Raw genomic sequence first — 17,128 nt, forward strand, 5'->3', positions numbered from 1 at the left:
CAGGCAAGGTATACGATTCAATTCCGGATATATTAACTACGGTGGCTCAGCGTTATATTGGCGATCATCCGAAAAATTCCTTTTTGTTCAGAGCTTATCATCAGGGAGGTTTTCGCAGGCTAGGGGACTATCGTTACAACCTGAATCTGAATGAGAAATGCGTTGGGGCGCATGCAGGGCAGTACGTGTATGTATGGGGCAAGTTATGGAGCGAGCAGAATACAACGTTAAATACGGGCTTGAACTGTTATAGTCCGGTGACGATTTCCGTGAACGGTGAAGAGGTATTCAAGTCTGAGCTGTTGCAGGAATTATTTCCCGAGCGAAGAACCCAGATTCCGATTTCCGTGAACTATGGCTGGAATGATGTATTGCTGTGTTTTGTCAAAACAGAAGTGGGATTCGGCGGTATCTACGGAACAGCCTCGTTCAAAAATTTCCCGCTGCACTTCCTCACTCCTGGGGCAGATCGTCAGGGTCAGGAGGGCTGGTTATATTCGGAACCCGTCGATGAACCTGTAGTATCTCTTCCTCGTGACGGCATGACGGAAGAAGAAACAGGTCTTACCTGGTATCCGCGCAAGGGTTGGACAGATGATGAGCAGGGCGCAGGTTCATTTGCCCGGATCTTTGGGACAGAACAGCCCGCTGTGGCCTACGCATGGTCCAGATTGGATGTAACTTTGCCAGAAACATCACCAGTTATTTTAAAAGGCCGTCATGATGGAGCTTTGACTCTGTATGTGGATGGTACTGAAGTATACTCTGCTGGAAGCAGCGGTAATTTCCACGTTGAACTCCCGCGCCGTTACGGTTCTTCAGATCTGGTTGCAAAAGGTGAAATCCAGGGACTTGGTGGATCATGGGGATTCACTTTGGAAGATACCGAGCGCTCGGATTCCAAAGGCTGGAGACTGAAATCGCCTCATCCGGTTGCGGGATGCTCTGACCCCTGGCTGTACACGGGTGTGTTTGCTCTCGGTGCTGAGCCATCCCACGCCGACATCGTGCGAACAGATACCGTATTTGATGATGGCGCACAAGGTGTGTATTGGCGGGTAGATCTTCCCGACACCCATGTTCGTCCTTACCTGGAAAATACACATTACGGAAAGTGGAATTATCCGCTTGGCGTTACCCTGCTTGGACTGCTACAGACGGGACAGGAATTGGGACGGGATGATTACATTCAGTATGTGCGGCAACATATTGAACTGAGTACTTCATTTGATCGCTATGGTCTGTGGGATCGGGAAGGGTACGGTGCGGCAGGGATTAATAATCAGTTGTCTGCCATCGACAGTCTGGATGATTGCGGTTCGTTTGGATCTACACTGCTCGCTGCGATGGAGTTGGGCGATATTCGTGGGGGAAGAGATACTGCGGATCGGATTGCGGGCTACATTACGGATGAGCAGGAACGTTTGGAGGATGGTGCCTTTTACCGGGTTCGCGGCAGTGGAGAGATGCGTCAGGAAACGATGTGGTGTGATGACTTGTACATGAGTACACCTTTTCTGATGCGTTACGGTCAGTTAACAGGCGATGGGACGTACTGGGATGATGCGGTTAATCAGTTCCTGATGTTCCGTAAATACCTCTATCTTCCCGAACAACAGATCATGTCCCATGTGTATGATTTTGTGCGTGGTCGGGCGACAGGTATTCCATGGGGACGGGGGAACGGCTGGGTGCTATTTTCATTAACCGAATTGTTATCCATCCTGCCACATGATCATGTGAAACGGTCGGAACTATTACGGTTCTATCGTGATTTAAGTGAAGGTTATCTGGCGCTGCAAGGGGAAAATGGACTATGGCATCAGGTGCTGAACCGCCCAGATTCGTATGAAGAAACCTCCTGCACATCCATGTTCATCTACGCTTATGCCCGTGGTATTCGGGAAGGCTGGCTGGAACAGCCAGAGCCTTATTTGGAGGCAGTACGCAAAGGATGGCACGGCATGACACGTTTGTCGATTGACTATAAAGGCAATATATACGGGGTATGCCGGGGTTCCGGGTACTCGTTTACCGCCTTGTATTATCGCGATGATTTGGGATGGAATCTGAACGATACCCATGGGATCGGCATTGTGCTCTTGGCAGGCATTGAAGCGCATAAAATGAACCAGCAGCTCCGTGAGGCGCATATCGATTCTTCGGTTACAGCCGCGCAGCGCTGATGTTTGACACAACGAAACGAATGTATGTGGATAGCCTTCTATAGATAGATTACCAGCTAAAGAAAGCGGCAAAGCCCTCGGGCTTGCCGCTTTTAGTTTGTTTCCAATTTCGAATCCGCTCTGCATAATAGCAATGATAAATACACTTACCTTCACCCAATAATATGAATAACTCCGTTTCTAGCACGTATTAAAATAGCTCCAGCTGCTCCGGTCCTTCTTCCTTCTCCGGTTCAGAACGGTCAGGGAAAGGCTTCACCGGCTGATCCAGCAGGTCCATCATCATCTGGGCATTCGCCGCTGCATCGCCACCGGAGTTGTTGTTGAAAATAACATAGACATCCTTGCTCTGCTCCTGCAATTGCTCCAGATATCCTTTCCACTCCAACAATTCTTCCTTGTTGTAACGGTATAAATAACGGGTCTCGCGCCAATTGGGCGCACCATTCTGATGCCACCCGGACACATTGCGTCCGTGCATACGCACCAGCGTCATCTCGGAATCCGTCGCCTGTGGCACGATGGGGATAGAACCTAGACCTGCCTGAGGTTCGTCACAGACGCTGTGAATCCAGCCTTGCTCTTTCAGGAACGAAAGCGTCCGCTCGCGCATGTCACCTTCATACCAGCTACGATGACGGAATTCGAGGGCACACGGAATACCCTCCATTCTCAGTTTCACTTCACGAAGCTCTTTCACGTTGTCTTTATTGCACTCAAACCAAGGCGGATATTGAAACAAGGCTGCCTGCATCTTGCCGGCTTCAATGACCGGTTCCAGTGATTCCCGAAAAGCCTTATACATCTCCGACGTGCTGGTGAAGTATGGTTTGCCTCGCAGATGTCCGGTCATTCCCTGATAGGCTTTGATGATAAAAGCAAAGGATTCGGGCGTCTCTGCAACCCACCGTGCCATTCGATCCCGCGGCTGAACGGCGTAGAAAGAACTATCCACCTCCACGGTGGAGAAGTACTGTCCGTATAGACTGAGCTTGTCTTTGGCTTTGGTACGGTTTGGATAGAGATCTTCCTGATCCCCCCATCCGGTAAGTCCGATGTGAATCATAAGAACACCTCCTGTTGCTTTTTGAACAACCTCTTATAATTAACCGATTTGCAGGCATATGTCTAACATTATATCGTGTGCATTTTGGCTCTTCAATGTTGGAAAATCACTGGAATTTTTTGAGTTTGCAGAATAAAGACGTTACAATAAATTAAAGCTAGTGGAAATGATCAGGCCTGTACATAGCGTACTACAGATAGAGAGCCAGTGACCAAGTGGAGGGCGAGAATGGATGACGGAATGGTATGAAAAGAGTTTTGGAGAAGATTATCTGTTCGTATACAAGCACCGGGATGTGCAGGGTGCCCATCAGGAAGTACATAAAATGATCAATTGGTTGAAGCTTGAGCCCAATGCTGAAGTATTGGATCTATGCTGCGGTATGGGACGTCACTCCATGGCACTTGCTGATGCAGGATTGCGAGTGACCGGAGTTGATCTGTCCGATGTGCTTCTACGTGAAGCGCGCCTAATGGACACCGAACACCGAGTATCTTGGTGTCACGCAGACATGCGTGAACTGCCGCTGAAAGGTGGCTTCGACGCTGTAGTCAATCTGTTCACATCGTTTGGTTATTTTCTGGAGGACGGAGAACAACTGAAAGTATTACGTGCCATTCATCGCATGCTTCGCCCAGGTGGCAGCTATATTATTGATTTTATGAATACAGCTTATGTAACTAGTCATCTGGTGCAACACTCCGTTCGAGAGGATGAAGGACAGCGTATTGAGGAGTATCGCAAGATTGAGGAAGGGTTTGTGCAAAAGGAAATTCGCATTACGGATACCACATCCGGACATGAACCGCGGGTATATCAGGAACGTGTGAAGTTGTACACACGGGAACAACTGAGTCAGATGTTAAGTGCCGCCGGACTCCGGGTAGATCAGGTACATGGCGGCTATGACGAAGAGAAATATGACGAGCAGACTTCTCCGCGCATGATTTTTGTTGGTCGTCGTCCTGTGGAGTGAACAGAGACAGTTTGGAAGGGGGATAACATGAAGCGCACAGAAGAGATGTCCATGACAGAGGGCATACACCGGGTCAAGATCAGCATGACGTTTCCCTTACGATGGGTGAACAGTTATGTCTTATCAGAATCGGATGGGAAGATAACTATTATAGATCCGGGACCGCGTAATTCGGAAACAGAACAGGAGTGGAGTGAAGCGCTGGCAGATCTCGGCCTGACCTTTAGCGATATTCGTCAAATTGTACTCACCCACCATCACCCCGATCATCTTGGGTTGTCGGGTTGGATGCAACAGATAACGGGGGCACCCGTTCGAATGTCCACACGCTCCCGCCAAGAGGCCGATTATATGTGGGGATCTGATTCACGCATCAATACAATATTACCTGATTATTATGGTCGTCATGGTATGCCGGAAGACAATACTGAGCAGATACATGAACATATGAAGGCATTTACTTCGCAGATCACACCACTTCCGAAGGTGACACCCATTGAAGATGGCGAGTGGCTTAATATGGGCGGGAAACGTTGGGTTGCTGTGGAGACGGGTGGACATGCCCCAGGCCATTTATCCTTTTATGCGCCGGAGTCCATGGAGATTCTGTGCGGAGATGCAGTTTTGCCACAGATTTCACCGAATATTAGTCTGCAACCCGGCAGTGACCCTCAGCCATTATTATCTTATATGGAAGGATTGCAACGTCTCGGGGAGCTGAATGTCAAACAGGCGTATCCAGGGCATCGGAATCCTTTTGCCCAGTTCACCGAACGGACAGTTCAATTGCTGGCTCATCACGAGGAACGTCTTCAGAAGATGACGGAACGAATTCAGGAGTCACCGGCGAATGCTTATGACATCTGTGTGCACATGTTTGGCAATCGGCTGGGTACCCATCAACTGCGGTTTGCCATGAGTGAGACGTTAGCCCATTTGCAGGAGTTAATTCGACGCGAACTAGTGAAGCAAGAGCAGCAACCGGATGGCACGTTCTATTTTCAAATCTAAACGGAATGATGATATCGAAATGAAATGATAATACTATCTTATATAGAGGCTCGGGACAGGAAATCCACCTGTTCTGGGCCTTTTTAGCCTCTCTTAACGGTTCATTCATCTATTTTTAAGCCAGCGCGCCTATGATACATCTATGAACTTCGCTAGGGCGTGTCTTAAGACACACCCTAAAGAAAGCAGGGAAGAGCGATGACCAGAAGAAAACGGAATCAATGGAGAAAATGGCAAGCTTCAGCGGCAGCAACGTTGACTGTGGCTGCACTTTTTCAATATGTAAGAACTTCGGATGCCTTTGATGTGGCCTATGCAGCAGCAAATGGCACAGATACAAGCGTTACTGCTTCAAGCCAAGTGGATACGCATGATGATGTGATGGATGAATGGATCAACAGTACAACGGACAGCAACAACTGGAACACGCAGGACAATGACAATAATGATAGTCAATATAATGGAACATCCGATAGCACACAAGCAGCTCGGCCAGATCAGAGCTCGAGTAACGAGGGGAATTATTCAGATTCTCAGCGTATCGGGCAAAATAACCAGGGTACAGACTCCGGATACAGCAGTGGCAACTATCAGTCACGTACAGGTGCATCATGAGCCGCACGGAGCAAGTTGCTCGTCCGCTCCGATTTCAATTCCGTGCGATGAACACGGATGTTGAAGTGCAACTGTCCGCTGGGCGGGAAGAAGCTGAACATGCAGCAACCGTGGTGAAGAATTGGTTTGAGACGCAGGAGCAACGCTTCAGCCGATTTGTTGCAGACAGTGAACTGAATCGTTTGAATGCTTCAACCGGATGGATGCCCATCTCCGCTGCGATGGATGAAGTTTTGAGTTTGGCCTATGGATATATTGGCCTGACCGAAGGGATTTTTCAACCGGGTATCTCGCAGGCTCTTCAGGCTTCAGGATACGATCTAAGCTTCGAGAAGGTGCAGCAACGACAATTGAAACGTCCATTAATTGAACGCATATTGCGAACGAGAACACCTGAATCATTAGGCTGGATGGAAGATCGACATGACCACAGCCGTCCGAGCTGGATTCAGCGGGAAGGTAGCCGGATGGTTCATCTGGACCCCGGAGCTGAGTTGGACTTAGGAGGCATTGTTAAGGGCTGGGCAGTAGAGCGTATCGCAGACTGGTTGAAGCGAACATTGCATATTCCAGCGGGTTTGATTAACGCGGGTGGAGATATTCAAGTATGGGGTTCACCAGACCATTCCCAATGGACCTTGCAAGTAGCAGATCCTTTGCAGAATCAGGGTGCTATGTCGGGAGCGATCCGTTTACAGCGAGGAGCTGTTGCCACTTCGGGTATTTCCCGCAGACAATGGCAGAATACGGATGGAAGCTTTGCACATCACCTCATTGACCCCCGGACGATGGAGCCGGCAGATACGGACGTATTGCAGTGTACCGTTCTGGGACAGCATGCTTCGCAATGCGAGATCATTGCCAAGACGGTATGCATTCTGGGGAGTGCCGAAGCCGTGGGCTGGTTAAACCGACATTACGATCGGCATGACGTCCTGTGGATGACACGGGATGGGAGTAATTATTTTAGAGGGAATACGGATACGCTTGCTGAGCACTGGCCCGGTTTTGATCCGGATCATCGCTTCAGTCTATTATAAACGAGGACAAGTCTAACAGATATGGGGGAGCCGGTTATGGCACAATGGATTGTAGATTACCTGCCAACGTGGAATATCATTCGAATTAGTGGAATTGCTGCTTATGTGTTGCTCTTTGCCGGTGTGTTTCTGGGTATTGCGCAAGGGATGCCTATGGCCAAAGGCAAACCAAAAGCAGCCATGTTCAAATGGCATACCCGAACGACCTGGCTCGCCTTCGGACTTGGACTCGTGCACGCATTAACGTTATATATTGATCATTACAGCCCATTTACCTGGGGAGAACTTCTGATTCCTTTTACCGCCTCCGTACATCCGATCGGCAGTGGTCTGGGAACGTTAGCCTTCTACGGATTAGTGATTGTCCTGTTATCCAGTGATCTGCGGAACAAGCTGGGCCGTAAATGGTGGTTCATGTTCCACATGTTGTCCTATCCGGTGTTCATTGGTCTGCTGGTTCACGGCATGGTTACCGGAACGGATTCTGGCAACATCATCATGCGGATGATATATGTATTTACCGGACTCAGCATTCTCGGTATCACGGTGTTACGTGGCATGTTGCGAGAGCGCAAAGGCCCGGAAATCACGATTGGACCGAAACGGGTAACATCTGGTTCACCTTCCGAGCAGAATTGGGTTGAAGGTTTTGGTTTGGTGGGAACGGTACGACCTAAACATCTGAAATAATAACATATGGATGATCAAAAAGTATCTTACACATGCAAAAAAGCGGCCATCTGGCCGCTTTTTCCATGAACAGTTATTTTATTGAACAGTTATTTCACGAAGCATCCATACACATGTCCAATGTTCCACATAGCTTCAGGTATGAAACGAGTTACGCACATTATACGGCGTCATCACTAACAGGTTTTTCTCCCAGTGCTTCTTCAAGCTCGGATTGTTTGCGATGGGCGATCCGACTGCTCGCTGCTGATGCAATCGCACCGACAATATCATCGAAGAACGTGTGGACAGGGCCCAGGCTCTTGTCATTCAGTCGTTCAAGCACCCCTGGTTTCAGCTTGTCCACATAACCATAATTCGTAAATCCAATACTGCCATATACATTGACGATGGAGAATGCCAAAATCTCATCCACGCCATACAATCCTTCATCGTTCTCAATCATCTCCTGCAAAGGAGATATGAGCTGCCCCTGTTCTGCCAGAATATCAAGCTGAATTCCGGTCAAAACAGCATTCTGTACCTCACGTTTACGGAGAACCATCTCCACATTTTCGATACATTCTTCCATCGTAAGACCTGGATAATATTTTTGCTGCAATAACATGACCAGTTCTGCGATCTCAGGGATCGTGACGCCCCGCTTATGCAGCCATTCCCTTGTGGCCTCCGCGACCTTGCGGCTATTCAGGCTGTAAGGGATTTTTTCTTGCTCAGGATGTTCCATGGGCGATTCCTCCTCTGAAGTTAGCAATGTCCCTACTCTTGCTTCCTAATACGTTATTAACCTGGTTTACGTTTCTTTAAGATAATAAAAATATAAGTTTCAGTGAAGTTGAGCAATTCGATTACTACATGGAAAATTTCAGCTAAACACGGTCTGTCTTCCGTGAAAGTGCGTTGATAGACATTTTTCTTATTATCTTTTAGTTATTTTTTGGACAAAGGCTCGTATACATGGTAGTACAAACTGTAAAAATGATGAGGGGGAACGTGATCATGAGAAAGATCCATTCTTTGCGTACGGTATCGGCAGCAGCGCTGCTGAGTATTCCTATGGTATTGTCAGGCTGCGGCATGTTTGGAGCACAGTCTTCCGAAGCTGTTGATCCACCACCGCCCATCCAGGAAGCGGCTATGATTCAAGCGGCCGAAGGGAATGGAGCACTCGCAATGCTCCCGTTAACGACGGTATATCTGCAAGACCAGCAGGGGCTGCTCGCTCCGGTATCCCTGACACTTCCTTCTGGAACAGACGCAAGCAGTCCAAAGACAGCTCTGGATACACTTGTCACAGGTGGGGCCTACGCGGGTATGCTGCCTGAAGGATTCCAGGGCGTTCTCCCGCAGGGAACGGTTGTGCAGAATGTAACGATTCACGCGGATGACAAGCTGGCGGTTGTTGAGTTCTCGGGTAATTTTGCCAAGTATGATGCGAAGGAAGAACGGAAAATGCTAGAAGCTGTCACGTGGACATTGACGGGAACGCCTGATGTGGAGAATGTGCAGATTTGGGTGGATGGCAAAAAGTTAACACAAATGCCGGTGAACAGCACGCCGTTGCCTGAACCGCTGAATCGGGCTGTGGGAATCAATCTGGATCTGGGTGATACGTTTGTGACGAACAGCAGTCCGGTCACGGTCTATTTCTCCGCTGCTTCGCCAGCAGGCATCCAATATTATGTTCCGGTGACACGTCTGGTTACACCTGGTGAAGATCGGGTGCAGGCAGCATTGAACGAACTGATCAAAGGACCTGACAAAGGTGGAGAACTGGAAGAGGTCATGACAGGCGGAACGGAGCTGCAATCGGTCAAAACAGCAGAGGATGGCACGGTCACGGTTGCCCTGAAAGATGATATGTTTGCCGAAGGGGATATCGTGCCAAGCGAGCTGTTACAATCTGTCGTATTAACCACTGCGGAGAACACAGCCAGCAAGGATGCCAAAGTACAGATCGAGTGGAACGGCCAAAAAACGGTCATGGGTGACGACAACAGGGATTACAGTGCGCCGGTTTCCAAGCCTGAATATATCAACGAAATTCCGATTTAAAGACCAAGGAATGCTTAAGGATGCTTTTAACCGAACTCTTTGGTAAAATATAAGGGATTAGTAAAAATACGTGTTCAAAAAGATCGGTTTTCAGTACCGAGAAGATGGGATGAAGCTAGAAATGGAGTAGCGGAGCGTAGGCAAACTACGTGAGCAACGGACATTTCGGCTGAATTCCATATTCGATGCTGATGATGCCTTAAGGCATTTTTCGTAATCAAAAGCGAGCTTTTTGAACAATCTCTAAAAGTGTGAATAAGTTCAACATTACAGGATGCTTAAGTCGTAGGAGGCAGAAAATATGAGATCAAACGGACGAACCAGCGAACAGCTGCGCCCGCTGAATTTAACAGTGAACACGAATAAATACGCCGAGGGCTCTGTACTGATTGAAGTTGGAGATACAAAGGTGATCTGTACAGCTACAGTAGAGGAACGTGTACCTCCCTTTATGAAAGGGCAGGGTAAAGGCTGGGTAACAGCTGAATATTCCATGTTGCCACGTGCAACACATACCCGGAACCAACGTGAAGCCAATCGTGGCAAATTAACTGGACGCACCATGGAAATCCAGCGTCTGATTGGTCGGGCACTGCGCTCGGTAGTTAATCTGCAGGCTCTTGGTGAGCGTACGATTACCTTGGACTGTGATGTTATTCAAGCTGACGGAGGCACACGCACAACGTCCATAACCGGTGCGTTTGTAGCGCTGGCGCTTGCCGTGAACAAGATCTCCCAACAGCACAAACTGCAAGTGTTCCCGATTACGGATTTCATTGCCGCAGTAAGTGTGGGTGTTGTGGGTGAACAGCCTGTACTGGATCTGAACTATGATGAAGATTCCAAAGCCAAGGTAGACATGAATCTGGTGATGACAGGTGGCGGTAAATACGTCGAGCTTCAGGGAACAGGTGAGGAAGCACCATTTGATCGCCGTGAGCTGAACGCCATGTTGGAACTGGGCGAACAGGGAATTCTGGAAATGATCGAGCGTCAAAAAGAAGTGCTTGGACCGATTGCGCTCAAGATCGGCGCGCGTGGATTAGGGGAAGCCTAAGATGAGTTTGGACAGCCCAATCCTCATTGTTGCAACCCGCAATGCGGGTAAAGTCCGTGAATTCGCTCATGCTTTCGCACCGCTTGGCAAAGAGGTTAAGAGCATGTTTGACTATCCGGAGCTGCCGGATGTCGTAGAAGATGGCGTAACGTTTGCGGAGAATGCCTGGAAGAAAGCCAAAGCGGTTGGTGATGCGCTTGGTTTGCCCGTTCTGGCAGATGATTCAGGTTTATGTGTAGACCTGTTGGATGGTGAGCCGGGAGTATATTCAGCGAGATATGCAGGCGAAGGAGCAACGGATGCACAGAATAATGCGAAGTTGCTGGAGACGCTGGAATCGTTGAAATCCGGTGAGGACACCGAGCAGCCGCTACTAAGTCCGGCTCGTTTCGTTTGTGCGCTGGTCCTGTACGATCCGACAACAGGTGATAAGTATGAATCAGAAGGCACTGCGGAAGGCTGGATTACGGCTCAAGCTGCAGGTGCTGGCGGTTTTGGATATGACCCACTCTTCTATGTACCTGAATACGAGATGACGATGGCAGAGCTGACGCTTGAGCAAAAGCAAGCGATTAGTCACCGTGGTCATGCGCTGAGAGCGCTTGTATCCAGACTTGAAGGCTAAGACTAAATGAAACATCTTGATTTAACTTCATGATATGTGAACATCAAAGCGTTAATGGAAGGACAGAAGCATTCAGATGGGATGCTTCATCCGCCATTAACGCTTTTTCTATGAAATGAAGTGTTTGATCGGGTTCGGTGAAGATCCATCCATATACCTAATTAAAGATAGCTATTTCTGCGACTACATATCAGAACGTACGTTCTTGTACCTACATGAGAAATGGTTTACATTGCACGATTGGGAATCTCATTGGGACTGGAGTTGGAAGAAGTTGCAAGCCTTGTGTGGTATGGGTTAACATTCAAACTAACGAATCACATATGAACCTTAAACGGAGGGATCTACTCATGCAAGAAGTGAAGCTTGTTGTATCTTACGATGATTATGAGGACGGCATTCGTATGGAAAAGTTAATTAAGGAACTGGCAGCTAAACCGGAGGCTAGCTCATTGGAAAGTCTGGTCATCGGAGATTGGGGACAGGCTTATGAAAATTCGCCTGACGAGTTCATAGGTACGCTTGTCGAGTCTGCTCCAAGCTTTCCGTCATTGAAGAAACTGTTTATTGGAGATATGGGATTCGAAGAATGTGAAGTATCGTGGATTATCCAGACAAATCTCACACCACTGTTAGGTGCCTTTCCAGAATTAAAATCATTCTCTGTAATGGGCAGTAGCGGCCTCAGTCTGGAACCACTCCAGCATGCCAAGCTTGAAGAATTGATTATTATTTGTGGTGGTCTCCCGAAAGAAGTGTTATCTTCAATCACCCATGCCAAGTTGCCTGAATTGCGTAAACTGGAACTGTACCTGGGTGTGGATAATTATGGTTTCAATGGATCACTTGAAGATGTGCTTCCTTTGCTAGAAAAAGGATTGTTTCCAAAGCTGGTTTACTTGGGTCTGAAAGACAGTGAAATTCAGGATGAGATTGCCAAAGTAGCAGCTGAAGCACCTATTCTGGATCAACTTGAAGTACTGGATCTATCGCAAGGAACGTTGTCCGATGAAGGGGCTGAGGCGTTGCTTGCCAGTGACAAGATCAAGAAACTGAAACATCTTGATCTAAGTTACCATTACATGACCAATGAAATGATCAGTCGATGGAACCGATCGGGTATATCTGTAGACGTTAGCGACCAGCAACAGAGTGATGAGGATGACTGGCGCTATCCATCGTTAACGGAATAGTCGATGTCAGGTGTAAAGGAAATGAATGAGAGTTTGCATCAACCAATAGATGTACCTGATCTAACGCAAGATCAGCCCTTTTTATTGATCGGAAACCCTGATAACCGACGAACACAAGGGCTGCAAGAGGCTAGGCATAGATTGGGTTTGAAACCTGCGATTGTACTGCCATATGCTCAATTGCTGCAGAATTGGAGACACGGACGAACCATCGCTGATACAGTAGATTTCAATCTGCCTGTACCCCTGATTCGGATTGATGCTCCTGGTGAGGAGTGGGAAGTGGAGCGTGAACTACTGTTCCTTGGGGCTATGAACGATACGTCAACATTAACGGGTGGAATGGGTACAGAAGCATTTTCCGCAGAACAGGCACTTGCGCTGGAACAGGAGTGGGGAAGAATATACGCTCCCGCCCAGTGGTTTCGTGGCTGGAAAGCATGTCTGGATCGAATCGGCCGTGAGTCTCGGGAAATATGGCCTGAAGTCCGATTCTTGAATGATCCCGCCGATATCCAATTGATGTTTGACAAGAGAACTTGTCAGCAACATCTATCTTCACATGGAGTTGATGTACCTCCGGCGCTGCAATTTTCGCGGCCAATCCGTAATTATATGGACCTGCGTAGCTCAATGAAGTCTGCCGAGATGCATCGTGTGTTTGTGAAGCTTGCGTGCGGCTCAGGGGCTTCAGGAGTTGTTGCCTATCAAGTCAATCCTCGAACGGGTGATGAAATCGCTGTAACAACGATGGGGATGGAACAGAGACAGGGCAAGACGATTTTCTTCAATGAAGGACGTCTACGCAAGTATACCCGCAGTGAAGAGATTGCTACGCTGATGAACTGGTTATGTGCAGAAGGTGCACAGATTGAACGATGGATGCCAAAAGCCACGCTTGATCAGCGGGCCTATGATATTCGCCAACTGGTTGCAGGTGGACAGGCAGGTCACGCGATTATGCGGCTGAGCCGTACCCCGATTACCAATCTGCATCTGCGCAATGAGCGTATGCTGCCTGCTGAAGCAGGCCTGGATGAACAGCGGATGTCGCTGATACGGTCGGCAGCGCAAGCAGCCATGTCTGCATTTCCCAACTCGTGGTCAGCCGGGATTGATGTGATGCTTACTAGTGGTTCGAATCCGCGTGCCTATGTGCTGGATGTGAATCCATTTGGAGATCTGTTATACAGGGTTGAGCATCATGGCCTCGGAACCTATGAGTGGGAAATGGAACTTTTACGAAAGGAGGAGCCTATTCAACATGCCTGATATGAACACCATTGTGGGCTCCCATGATCTGTTAATGATTACGCTGGATACGTTACGCTATGACGTAGCCAAGCTGGAAGAGGAGAATTGTCCTAATCTGTGTGGTTCGGGTCCGTGGGAGAAGCGTCATACCCCAGGCAGTTTTACATATGCGGCACACCATGCTTTTTTTGGTGGTTTTATGCCGACTCCTGCCAATACAGATAAGGCATCTCATGTAAGGCTATTTCATTCCCGAAATACTGGGCTCAAAACACATCCGCACACCTGGCTGTTTGATACACCGGATATCGTATCCGGGTTCGCAGCTGAAGGTTACCGTACCATCTGTATTGGCGGCGTCATCTTTTTTACGAAAAAAAACCCGCTTGCAAAAGTATTGCCTGGCTATTTCCAACAGAGCTACTGGAGAATGAACTTTGGGGTAACTAACCCCAAATCGACAGAGCATCAGGTACAGCATGCATTAAAGTTACTTGAACAGACAGCGCCGGATGAAAAGATATTTATGTTTTTGAACGTGTCTGCCATTCATGGACCCAATCGTTACTTTGTAGAAGGAGCGAAGGAGGACTCGGTGGAGACTCAACGTGCTGCACTTCGATATGTAGATGAGGCTCTTGGACCATTGTTTGAGGCGATGAGGAAACGCGCCCGGCCTGCGTATTGCCTGGCTTTTTCCGATCATGGTACAGCTTACGGTGAAGACGGGTATCAAGGACACCGGCTTGCGCATGATGTCGTCTGGACGGTGCCTTACCGTGAATTTTTAGTATAGAATGTATTGATCTTATGAGGACAACAACCGGAGACAGGAGGAAACCGATGGAGAAACATATACAACATACAACAACAGGCCATTCCACACAGTCCGGATCCAATATAGCTATAAGTCTCAGTGAAGTACTGGCATTCCCTTATCGTTCTTACTTATACTCGTACCCACACAAGACCGCCTATCGGGAGCTTGACCCACCACTGCCGTTAGGGCCACTGTGGGAACGAGAAAATACCGATACGTATTTTTTATATATGCATATTCCCTTTTGTGCTGCTCGTTGCGGATTTTGTAATCTGTTCACACTGCCGGATCGACGGGATGATACGCATGAACGCTATGTAGATGCGCTGGAACGTCAGGCGAAGCAGTGGGCACGCATTACATCTCGAAGACCGTATTCGCGGTTCGCGATTGGTGGGGGAACGCCTACATTATTAAATGAGGTTCAGTTGAATCGTCTGTTTGATATTGCTGAACATGTGATGGGGCTGGACCCTGCGCAAGCATCGATTTCAGTGGAAACGTCGCCGGATACCGTTACGGAAGCCAAGCTGGCCATCATGAAGGAACGAAGTGTGGATCGTATTAGTATGGGCATCCAGAGTTTTATTGAAGCTGAAGCATCTGCCATCTATCGTCCACAAAAACCGCAGGAAGTTGAACGAGCGCTTGAGAAGCTTACTCGGTATGATTTCCCATTGTTGAATCTGGATCTGATCTATGGTTTGCCGGGTCAAACAGTGGAATCGTGGATCTATTCATTGGAAAGAGTTCTGGCTTACGAACCGGGCGAAATTTTTATCTATCCCTTGTATACACGGGAAAATACAATCGTGAAGCCTGATGATATTCGCCGTCAGGGACCGGACATACGGATGGAACTGTATAAAGCTGCACGTGAGACTTTAAAAAGTAAAGGTTATGTTCAATATTCGATGCGCAGATTTGCCAAAGAACAGTCGTCCTCCAAAGTGCTTCTGCCTTATAGCTGTCAGGAGGAGGGCATGGTTGGTCTGGGGTGTGGCGCACGCTCTTATACGAGTGAAGTACATTATGCTTCGAAGTATGGCGTGAGTTACAAGGCCACACAGAGCATCATTGCCGATTATGTGGCAACTGAGCGCTACGATGTGGCGGATTATGGCATCGTGTTAAGCCGTGAGGAACAGAGACGGCGCTTTATTCTGAAAGCCTTGCTGCATCGCGAGGGATTGACACTGTCTGACTACCAACAGCGCTTTGGTACCGATGTGATGTCCGACTATATCTGGTTGGCTGAACTGTTGACAGAGGGCATGGCGGAGTTGGAGAGTGATGAGGACAAGCAGGTGCTGCGTCTGACAGAAGAAGGACTAGGTTACTCCGATGCGATTGGAGATTGGCTTATATCTGCCGAAATTCGTGAACAGATGGAAGGGTTTGTTTTCTCATGAGAGCGACTTTGTATTATCGGGGGAAGTTGTCTTCCTGTAATTACGACTGTCCCTACTGTCCTTTTAGCAAAACCGTGGATTCCAAAGAGACGTTGGAAGTGGATGAACAACAATTGCGTCAATTTGTGAATTGGGTCAGGGAGCAAGAGAGTGCTGGGCATCAATTTTCGATTTTCTTCAATCCCTATGGTGAAGCTTTGGTGCGTCGTTGGTACCGGGAAGCGATGGTTGAGCTGTCACATATGCCACATGTGGATAAAGTTGCAATTCAAACCAACCTGTCCGTCAAACTGGATTGGGCGAGGGAGTTGGATGCGAATAAAGCGGCCTTTTGGGCGACGTATCATCCTCGTGAGACAAAAGAGGCTTCTTTTGTTAAACAATGTCTGACCTTGCGTCAGATGGGACTTGCTTTTAGTGTCGGTACTGTCGGACTCCGTAGTGCTTTCCCCGCAATTGAGTCCATGAGACAGGCTTTGCCGGATGATGTGTATATGTGGGTTAATGCCTTCAAAGATCGGCCCAAGTATTACACGCCGGAAGAGATTCAGTTTTTACGTGGGCTTGATCCGCTTTTTGAAGGTAATCTGCAGGATTATGAGAGCTTGGGCAAACGATGTGCTGCCGGTTCGGAAGTATTTTATATACAGGGGTCCGGGCATGTGAAGAGATGTTACAAGGATCGACGAATCATTGGACATCTATATCGCGATGGTTTGCAGGCTTTGTCTGAGGATCGGCCCTGTCGCATGAAAAAATGTGGCTGTTACATCGGTTATATCCATATGGAGGATTCCCCGTTCAGGGAAACGTTTGGCAGCGGGCTGCTTGAACGTAATCCGGTATTGATTCGTTGACCGGCATTTCATATTTAGCTATTCCACTGGGGAGCTGGAATAGGTTTATCCGTTTCTAAACCACATATCAGCGTAACTTCAAACGCATCTTTTAGTATAGGCAGGATCAGACCTTTGGTTTGGACTTGCCTTCTGGAAGGTTTTTTTTTGTTTTACCGGACTAGAGTTAGTGTTTGTGTTCTTTATTAAAAGGGCCTTGACAATTTTGAAAAATAATATTTTTAAGTTTATGATTCAAATTTTATATTTTATGGGTTAGTATGAATAGGAA

General features: G+C 48.0%; 16 protein-coding genes. 14 read left to right on the forward strand and 2 right to left on the reverse strand.

The features are described 5' to 3' along the window. The first annotated feature begins 41 nt into the window (after nucleotides 1–41). Nucleotides 42–2,186 carry a glycoside hydrolase family 88 protein gene (locus MHB71_RS00300; RefSeq protein WP_340028512.1) on the forward strand — a complete coding sequence of 715 codons (2,145 nt, stop codon included), beginning with the start codon at nucleotides 42–44 and terminating at the stop codon, nucleotides 2,184–2,186. 190 nt (nucleotides 2,187–2,376) lie between these two features. Here MHB71_RS00300 and MHB71_RS00305 read toward each other — a convergent pair whose 3' ends face one another. Next, a complete protein-coding gene (locus MHB71_RS00305; RefSeq protein WP_340028513.1) occupies nucleotides 2,377–3,252 on the reverse strand; it encodes a DUF72 domain-containing protein in 876 nt (291 codons plus the stop codon). Between the two features lie 232 nt (nucleotides 3,253–3,484). On the opposite strand from MHB71_RS00305, the gene MHB71_RS00310 reads away from it, so the two are divergent. The 5 genes from MHB71_RS00310 (at nucleotide 3,485) to MHB71_RS00330 (ending at nucleotide 7,584) form a co-directional block, all read left to right on the forward strand. Next, nucleotides 3,485–4,228, forward strand: coding sequence for a methyltransferase domain-containing protein (locus MHB71_RS00310; RefSeq protein ID WP_340028514.1), 744 nt, complete (start codon nucleotides 3,485–3,487; stop codon nucleotides 4,226–4,228). Nucleotides 4,229–4,255: 27 nt separating this feature from the next. After that, entirely contained in the window at nucleotides 4,256–5,239 is a 984-nt protein-coding gene (locus tag MHB71_RS00315) for an MBL fold metallo-hydrolase (RefSeq protein ID WP_340028515.1), read from the forward strand. Between the two features lie 198 nt (nucleotides 5,240–5,437). Next, the gene (locus tag MHB71_RS00320; protein ID WP_036605873.1) at nucleotides 5,438–5,854 is read left to right on the forward strand and encodes a hypothetical protein; all 417 of its coding nucleotides are present in this window, start codon (nucleotides 5,438–5,440) and stop codon (nucleotides 5,852–5,854) included. Continuing rightward, nucleotides 5,851–6,894 carry an FAD:protein FMN transferase gene (locus MHB71_RS00325; protein ID WP_340028516.1) on the forward strand — a complete coding sequence of 348 codons (1,044 nt, stop codon included), beginning with the start codon at nucleotides 5,851–5,853 and terminating at the stop codon, nucleotides 6,892–6,894. Before MHB71_RS00320 ends, MHB71_RS00325 begins: the two co-directional genes overlap by 4 nt. Nucleotides 6,895–6,930: 36 nt before the next feature. Next, nucleotides 6,931–7,584, forward strand: coding sequence for a ferric reductase-like transmembrane domain-containing protein (locus MHB71_RS00330; protein ID WP_074096269.1), 654 nt, complete (start codon nucleotides 6,931–6,933; stop codon nucleotides 7,582–7,584). 160 nt (nucleotides 7,585–7,744) lie between these two features. Here the strand turns inward: MHB71_RS00330 and MHB71_RS00335 are convergent, their stop codons facing one another. Next, the gene (locus MHB71_RS00335; protein ID WP_017692570.1) at nucleotides 7,745–8,311 is read right to left on the reverse strand and encodes a phosphatidylglycerophosphatase A; all 567 of its coding nucleotides are present in this window, start codon (nucleotides 8,309–8,311) and stop codon (nucleotides 7,745–7,747) included. A 272-nt stretch (nucleotides 8,312–8,583) separates the two neighbouring features. Here MHB71_RS00335 and MHB71_RS00340 point away from each other — a divergent pair, with 272 nt between their 5' ends. The 8 genes from MHB71_RS00340 (at nucleotide 8,584) to MHB71_RS00375 (ending at nucleotide 16,857) form a co-directional block, all read left to right on the forward strand. Next, nucleotides 8,584–9,639, forward strand: a complete 1,056-nt coding sequence (locus MHB71_RS00340; protein WP_047841205.1) for a GerMN domain-containing protein — start codon at nucleotides 8,584–8,586, stop codon at nucleotides 9,637–9,639. 301 nt (nucleotides 9,640–9,940) lie between these two features. Then, complete coding sequence (rph, locus tag MHB71_RS00345) at nucleotides 9,941–10,696, forward strand: ribonuclease PH (protein WP_017692572.1); 756 nt, start codon at nucleotides 9,941–9,943, stop codon at nucleotides 10,694–10,696. Between the two features lies 1 nt (nucleotide 10,697). Further along, entirely contained in the window at nucleotides 10,698–11,321 is a 624-nt protein-coding gene (locus tag MHB71_RS00350) for an XTP/dITP diphosphatase (protein ID WP_017692573.1), read from the forward strand. A gap of 350 nt (nucleotides 11,322–11,671) precedes the next feature. Further along, the gene (locus MHB71_RS00355; protein ID WP_036605876.1) at nucleotides 11,672–12,514 is read left to right on the forward strand and encodes an STM4015 family protein; all 843 of its coding nucleotides are present in this window, start codon (nucleotides 11,672–11,674) and stop codon (nucleotides 12,512–12,514) included. A 21-nt stretch (nucleotides 12,515–12,535) separates the two neighbouring features. Continuing rightward, on the forward strand, nucleotides 12,536–13,786 hold the full coding sequence (locus MHB71_RS00360) for an STM4014 family protein (protein ID WP_340028517.1): 1,251 nt from the start codon (nucleotides 12,536–12,538) through the stop codon (nucleotides 13,784–13,786). Continuing rightward, complete coding sequence (locus MHB71_RS00365; RefSeq protein ID WP_074096266.1) at nucleotides 13,779–14,564, forward strand: STM4013/SEN3800 family hydrolase; 786 nt, start codon at nucleotides 13,779–13,781, stop codon at nucleotides 14,562–14,564. The genes MHB71_RS00360 and MHB71_RS00365 overlap by 8 nt, the downstream gene beginning before the upstream one ends. A 47-nt stretch (nucleotides 14,565–14,611) precedes the next feature. Further along, on the forward strand, nucleotides 14,612–16,000 hold the full coding sequence (locus MHB71_RS00370) for an STM4012 family radical SAM protein (RefSeq protein ID WP_340028518.1): 1,389 nt from the start codon (nucleotides 14,612–14,614) through the stop codon (nucleotides 15,998–16,000). Continuing rightward, nucleotides 15,997–16,857 carry an STM4011 family radical SAM protein gene (locus MHB71_RS00375; protein WP_076319732.1) on the forward strand — a complete coding sequence of 287 codons (861 nt, stop codon included), beginning with the start codon at nucleotides 15,997–15,999 and terminating at the stop codon, nucleotides 16,855–16,857. The genes MHB71_RS00370 and MHB71_RS00375 overlap by 4 nt, the downstream gene beginning before the upstream one ends. Nucleotides 16,858–17,128: the final 271 nt, after the last annotated feature.

The organism is Paenibacillus sp. FSL H7-0940 (genome assembly GCF_037979415.1).
GTDB classification, from domain to species: Bacteria; Bacillota; Bacilli; order Paenibacillales; family Paenibacillaceae; genus Paenibacillus; species Paenibacillus amylolyticus.

Coding starts and splice junctions, on each gene's coding strand:
- MHB71_RS00305 (WP_340028513.1), bottom strand. CDS start 3,252: ATGATTCACATCGGACTTACCGGATGGGGGGATCAGGAAGATCTCTAT.
- MHB71_RS00310 (WP_340028514.1), top strand. CDS start 3,485: ATGACGGAATGGTATGAAAAGAGTTTTGGAGAAGATTATCTGTTCGTA.
- MHB71_RS00315 (WP_340028515.1), top strand. CDS start 4,256: ATGAAGCGCACAGAAGAGATGTCCATGACAGAGGGCATACACCGGGTC.
- MHB71_RS00320 (WP_036605873.1), top strand. CDS start 5,438: ATGACCAGAAGAAAACGGAATCAATGGAGAAAATGGCAAGCTTCAGCG.
- MHB71_RS00325 (WP_340028516.1), top strand. CDS start 5,851: ATGAGCCGCACGGAGCAAGTTGCTCGTCCGCTCCGATTTCAATTCCGT.
- MHB71_RS00330 (WP_074096269.1), top strand. CDS start 6,931: ATGGCACAATGGATTGTAGATTACCTGCCAACGTGGAATATCATTCGA.
- MHB71_RS00335 (WP_017692570.1), bottom strand. CDS start 8,311: ATGGAACATCCTGAGCAAGAAAAAATCCCTTACAGCCTGAATAGCCGC.
- MHB71_RS00340 (WP_047841205.1), top strand. CDS start 8,584: ATGAGAAAGATCCATTCTTTGCGTACGGTATCGGCAGCAGCGCTGCTG.
- rph (WP_017692572.1), top strand. CDS start 9,941: ATGAGATCAAACGGACGAACCAGCGAACAGCTGCGCCCGCTGAATTTA.
- MHB71_RS00350 (WP_017692573.1), top strand. CDS start 10,698: ATGAGTTTGGACAGCCCAATCCTCATTGTTGCAACCCGCAATGCGGGT.
- MHB71_RS00355 (WP_036605876.1), top strand. CDS start 11,672: ATGCAAGAAGTGAAGCTTGTTGTATCTTACGATGATTATGAGGACGGC.
- MHB71_RS00360 (WP_340028517.1), top strand. CDS start 12,536: ATGAATGAGAGTTTGCATCAACCAATAGATGTACCTGATCTAACGCAA.
- MHB71_RS00365 (WP_074096266.1), top strand. CDS start 13,779: ATGCCTGATATGAACACCATTGTGGGCTCCCATGATCTGTTAATGATT.
- MHB71_RS00370 (WP_340028518.1), top strand. CDS start 14,612: ATGGAGAAACATATACAACATACAACAACAGGCCATTCCACACAGTCC.
- MHB71_RS00375 (WP_076319732.1), top strand. CDS start 15,997: ATGAGAGCGACTTTGTATTATCGGGGGAAGTTGTCTTCCTGTAATTAC.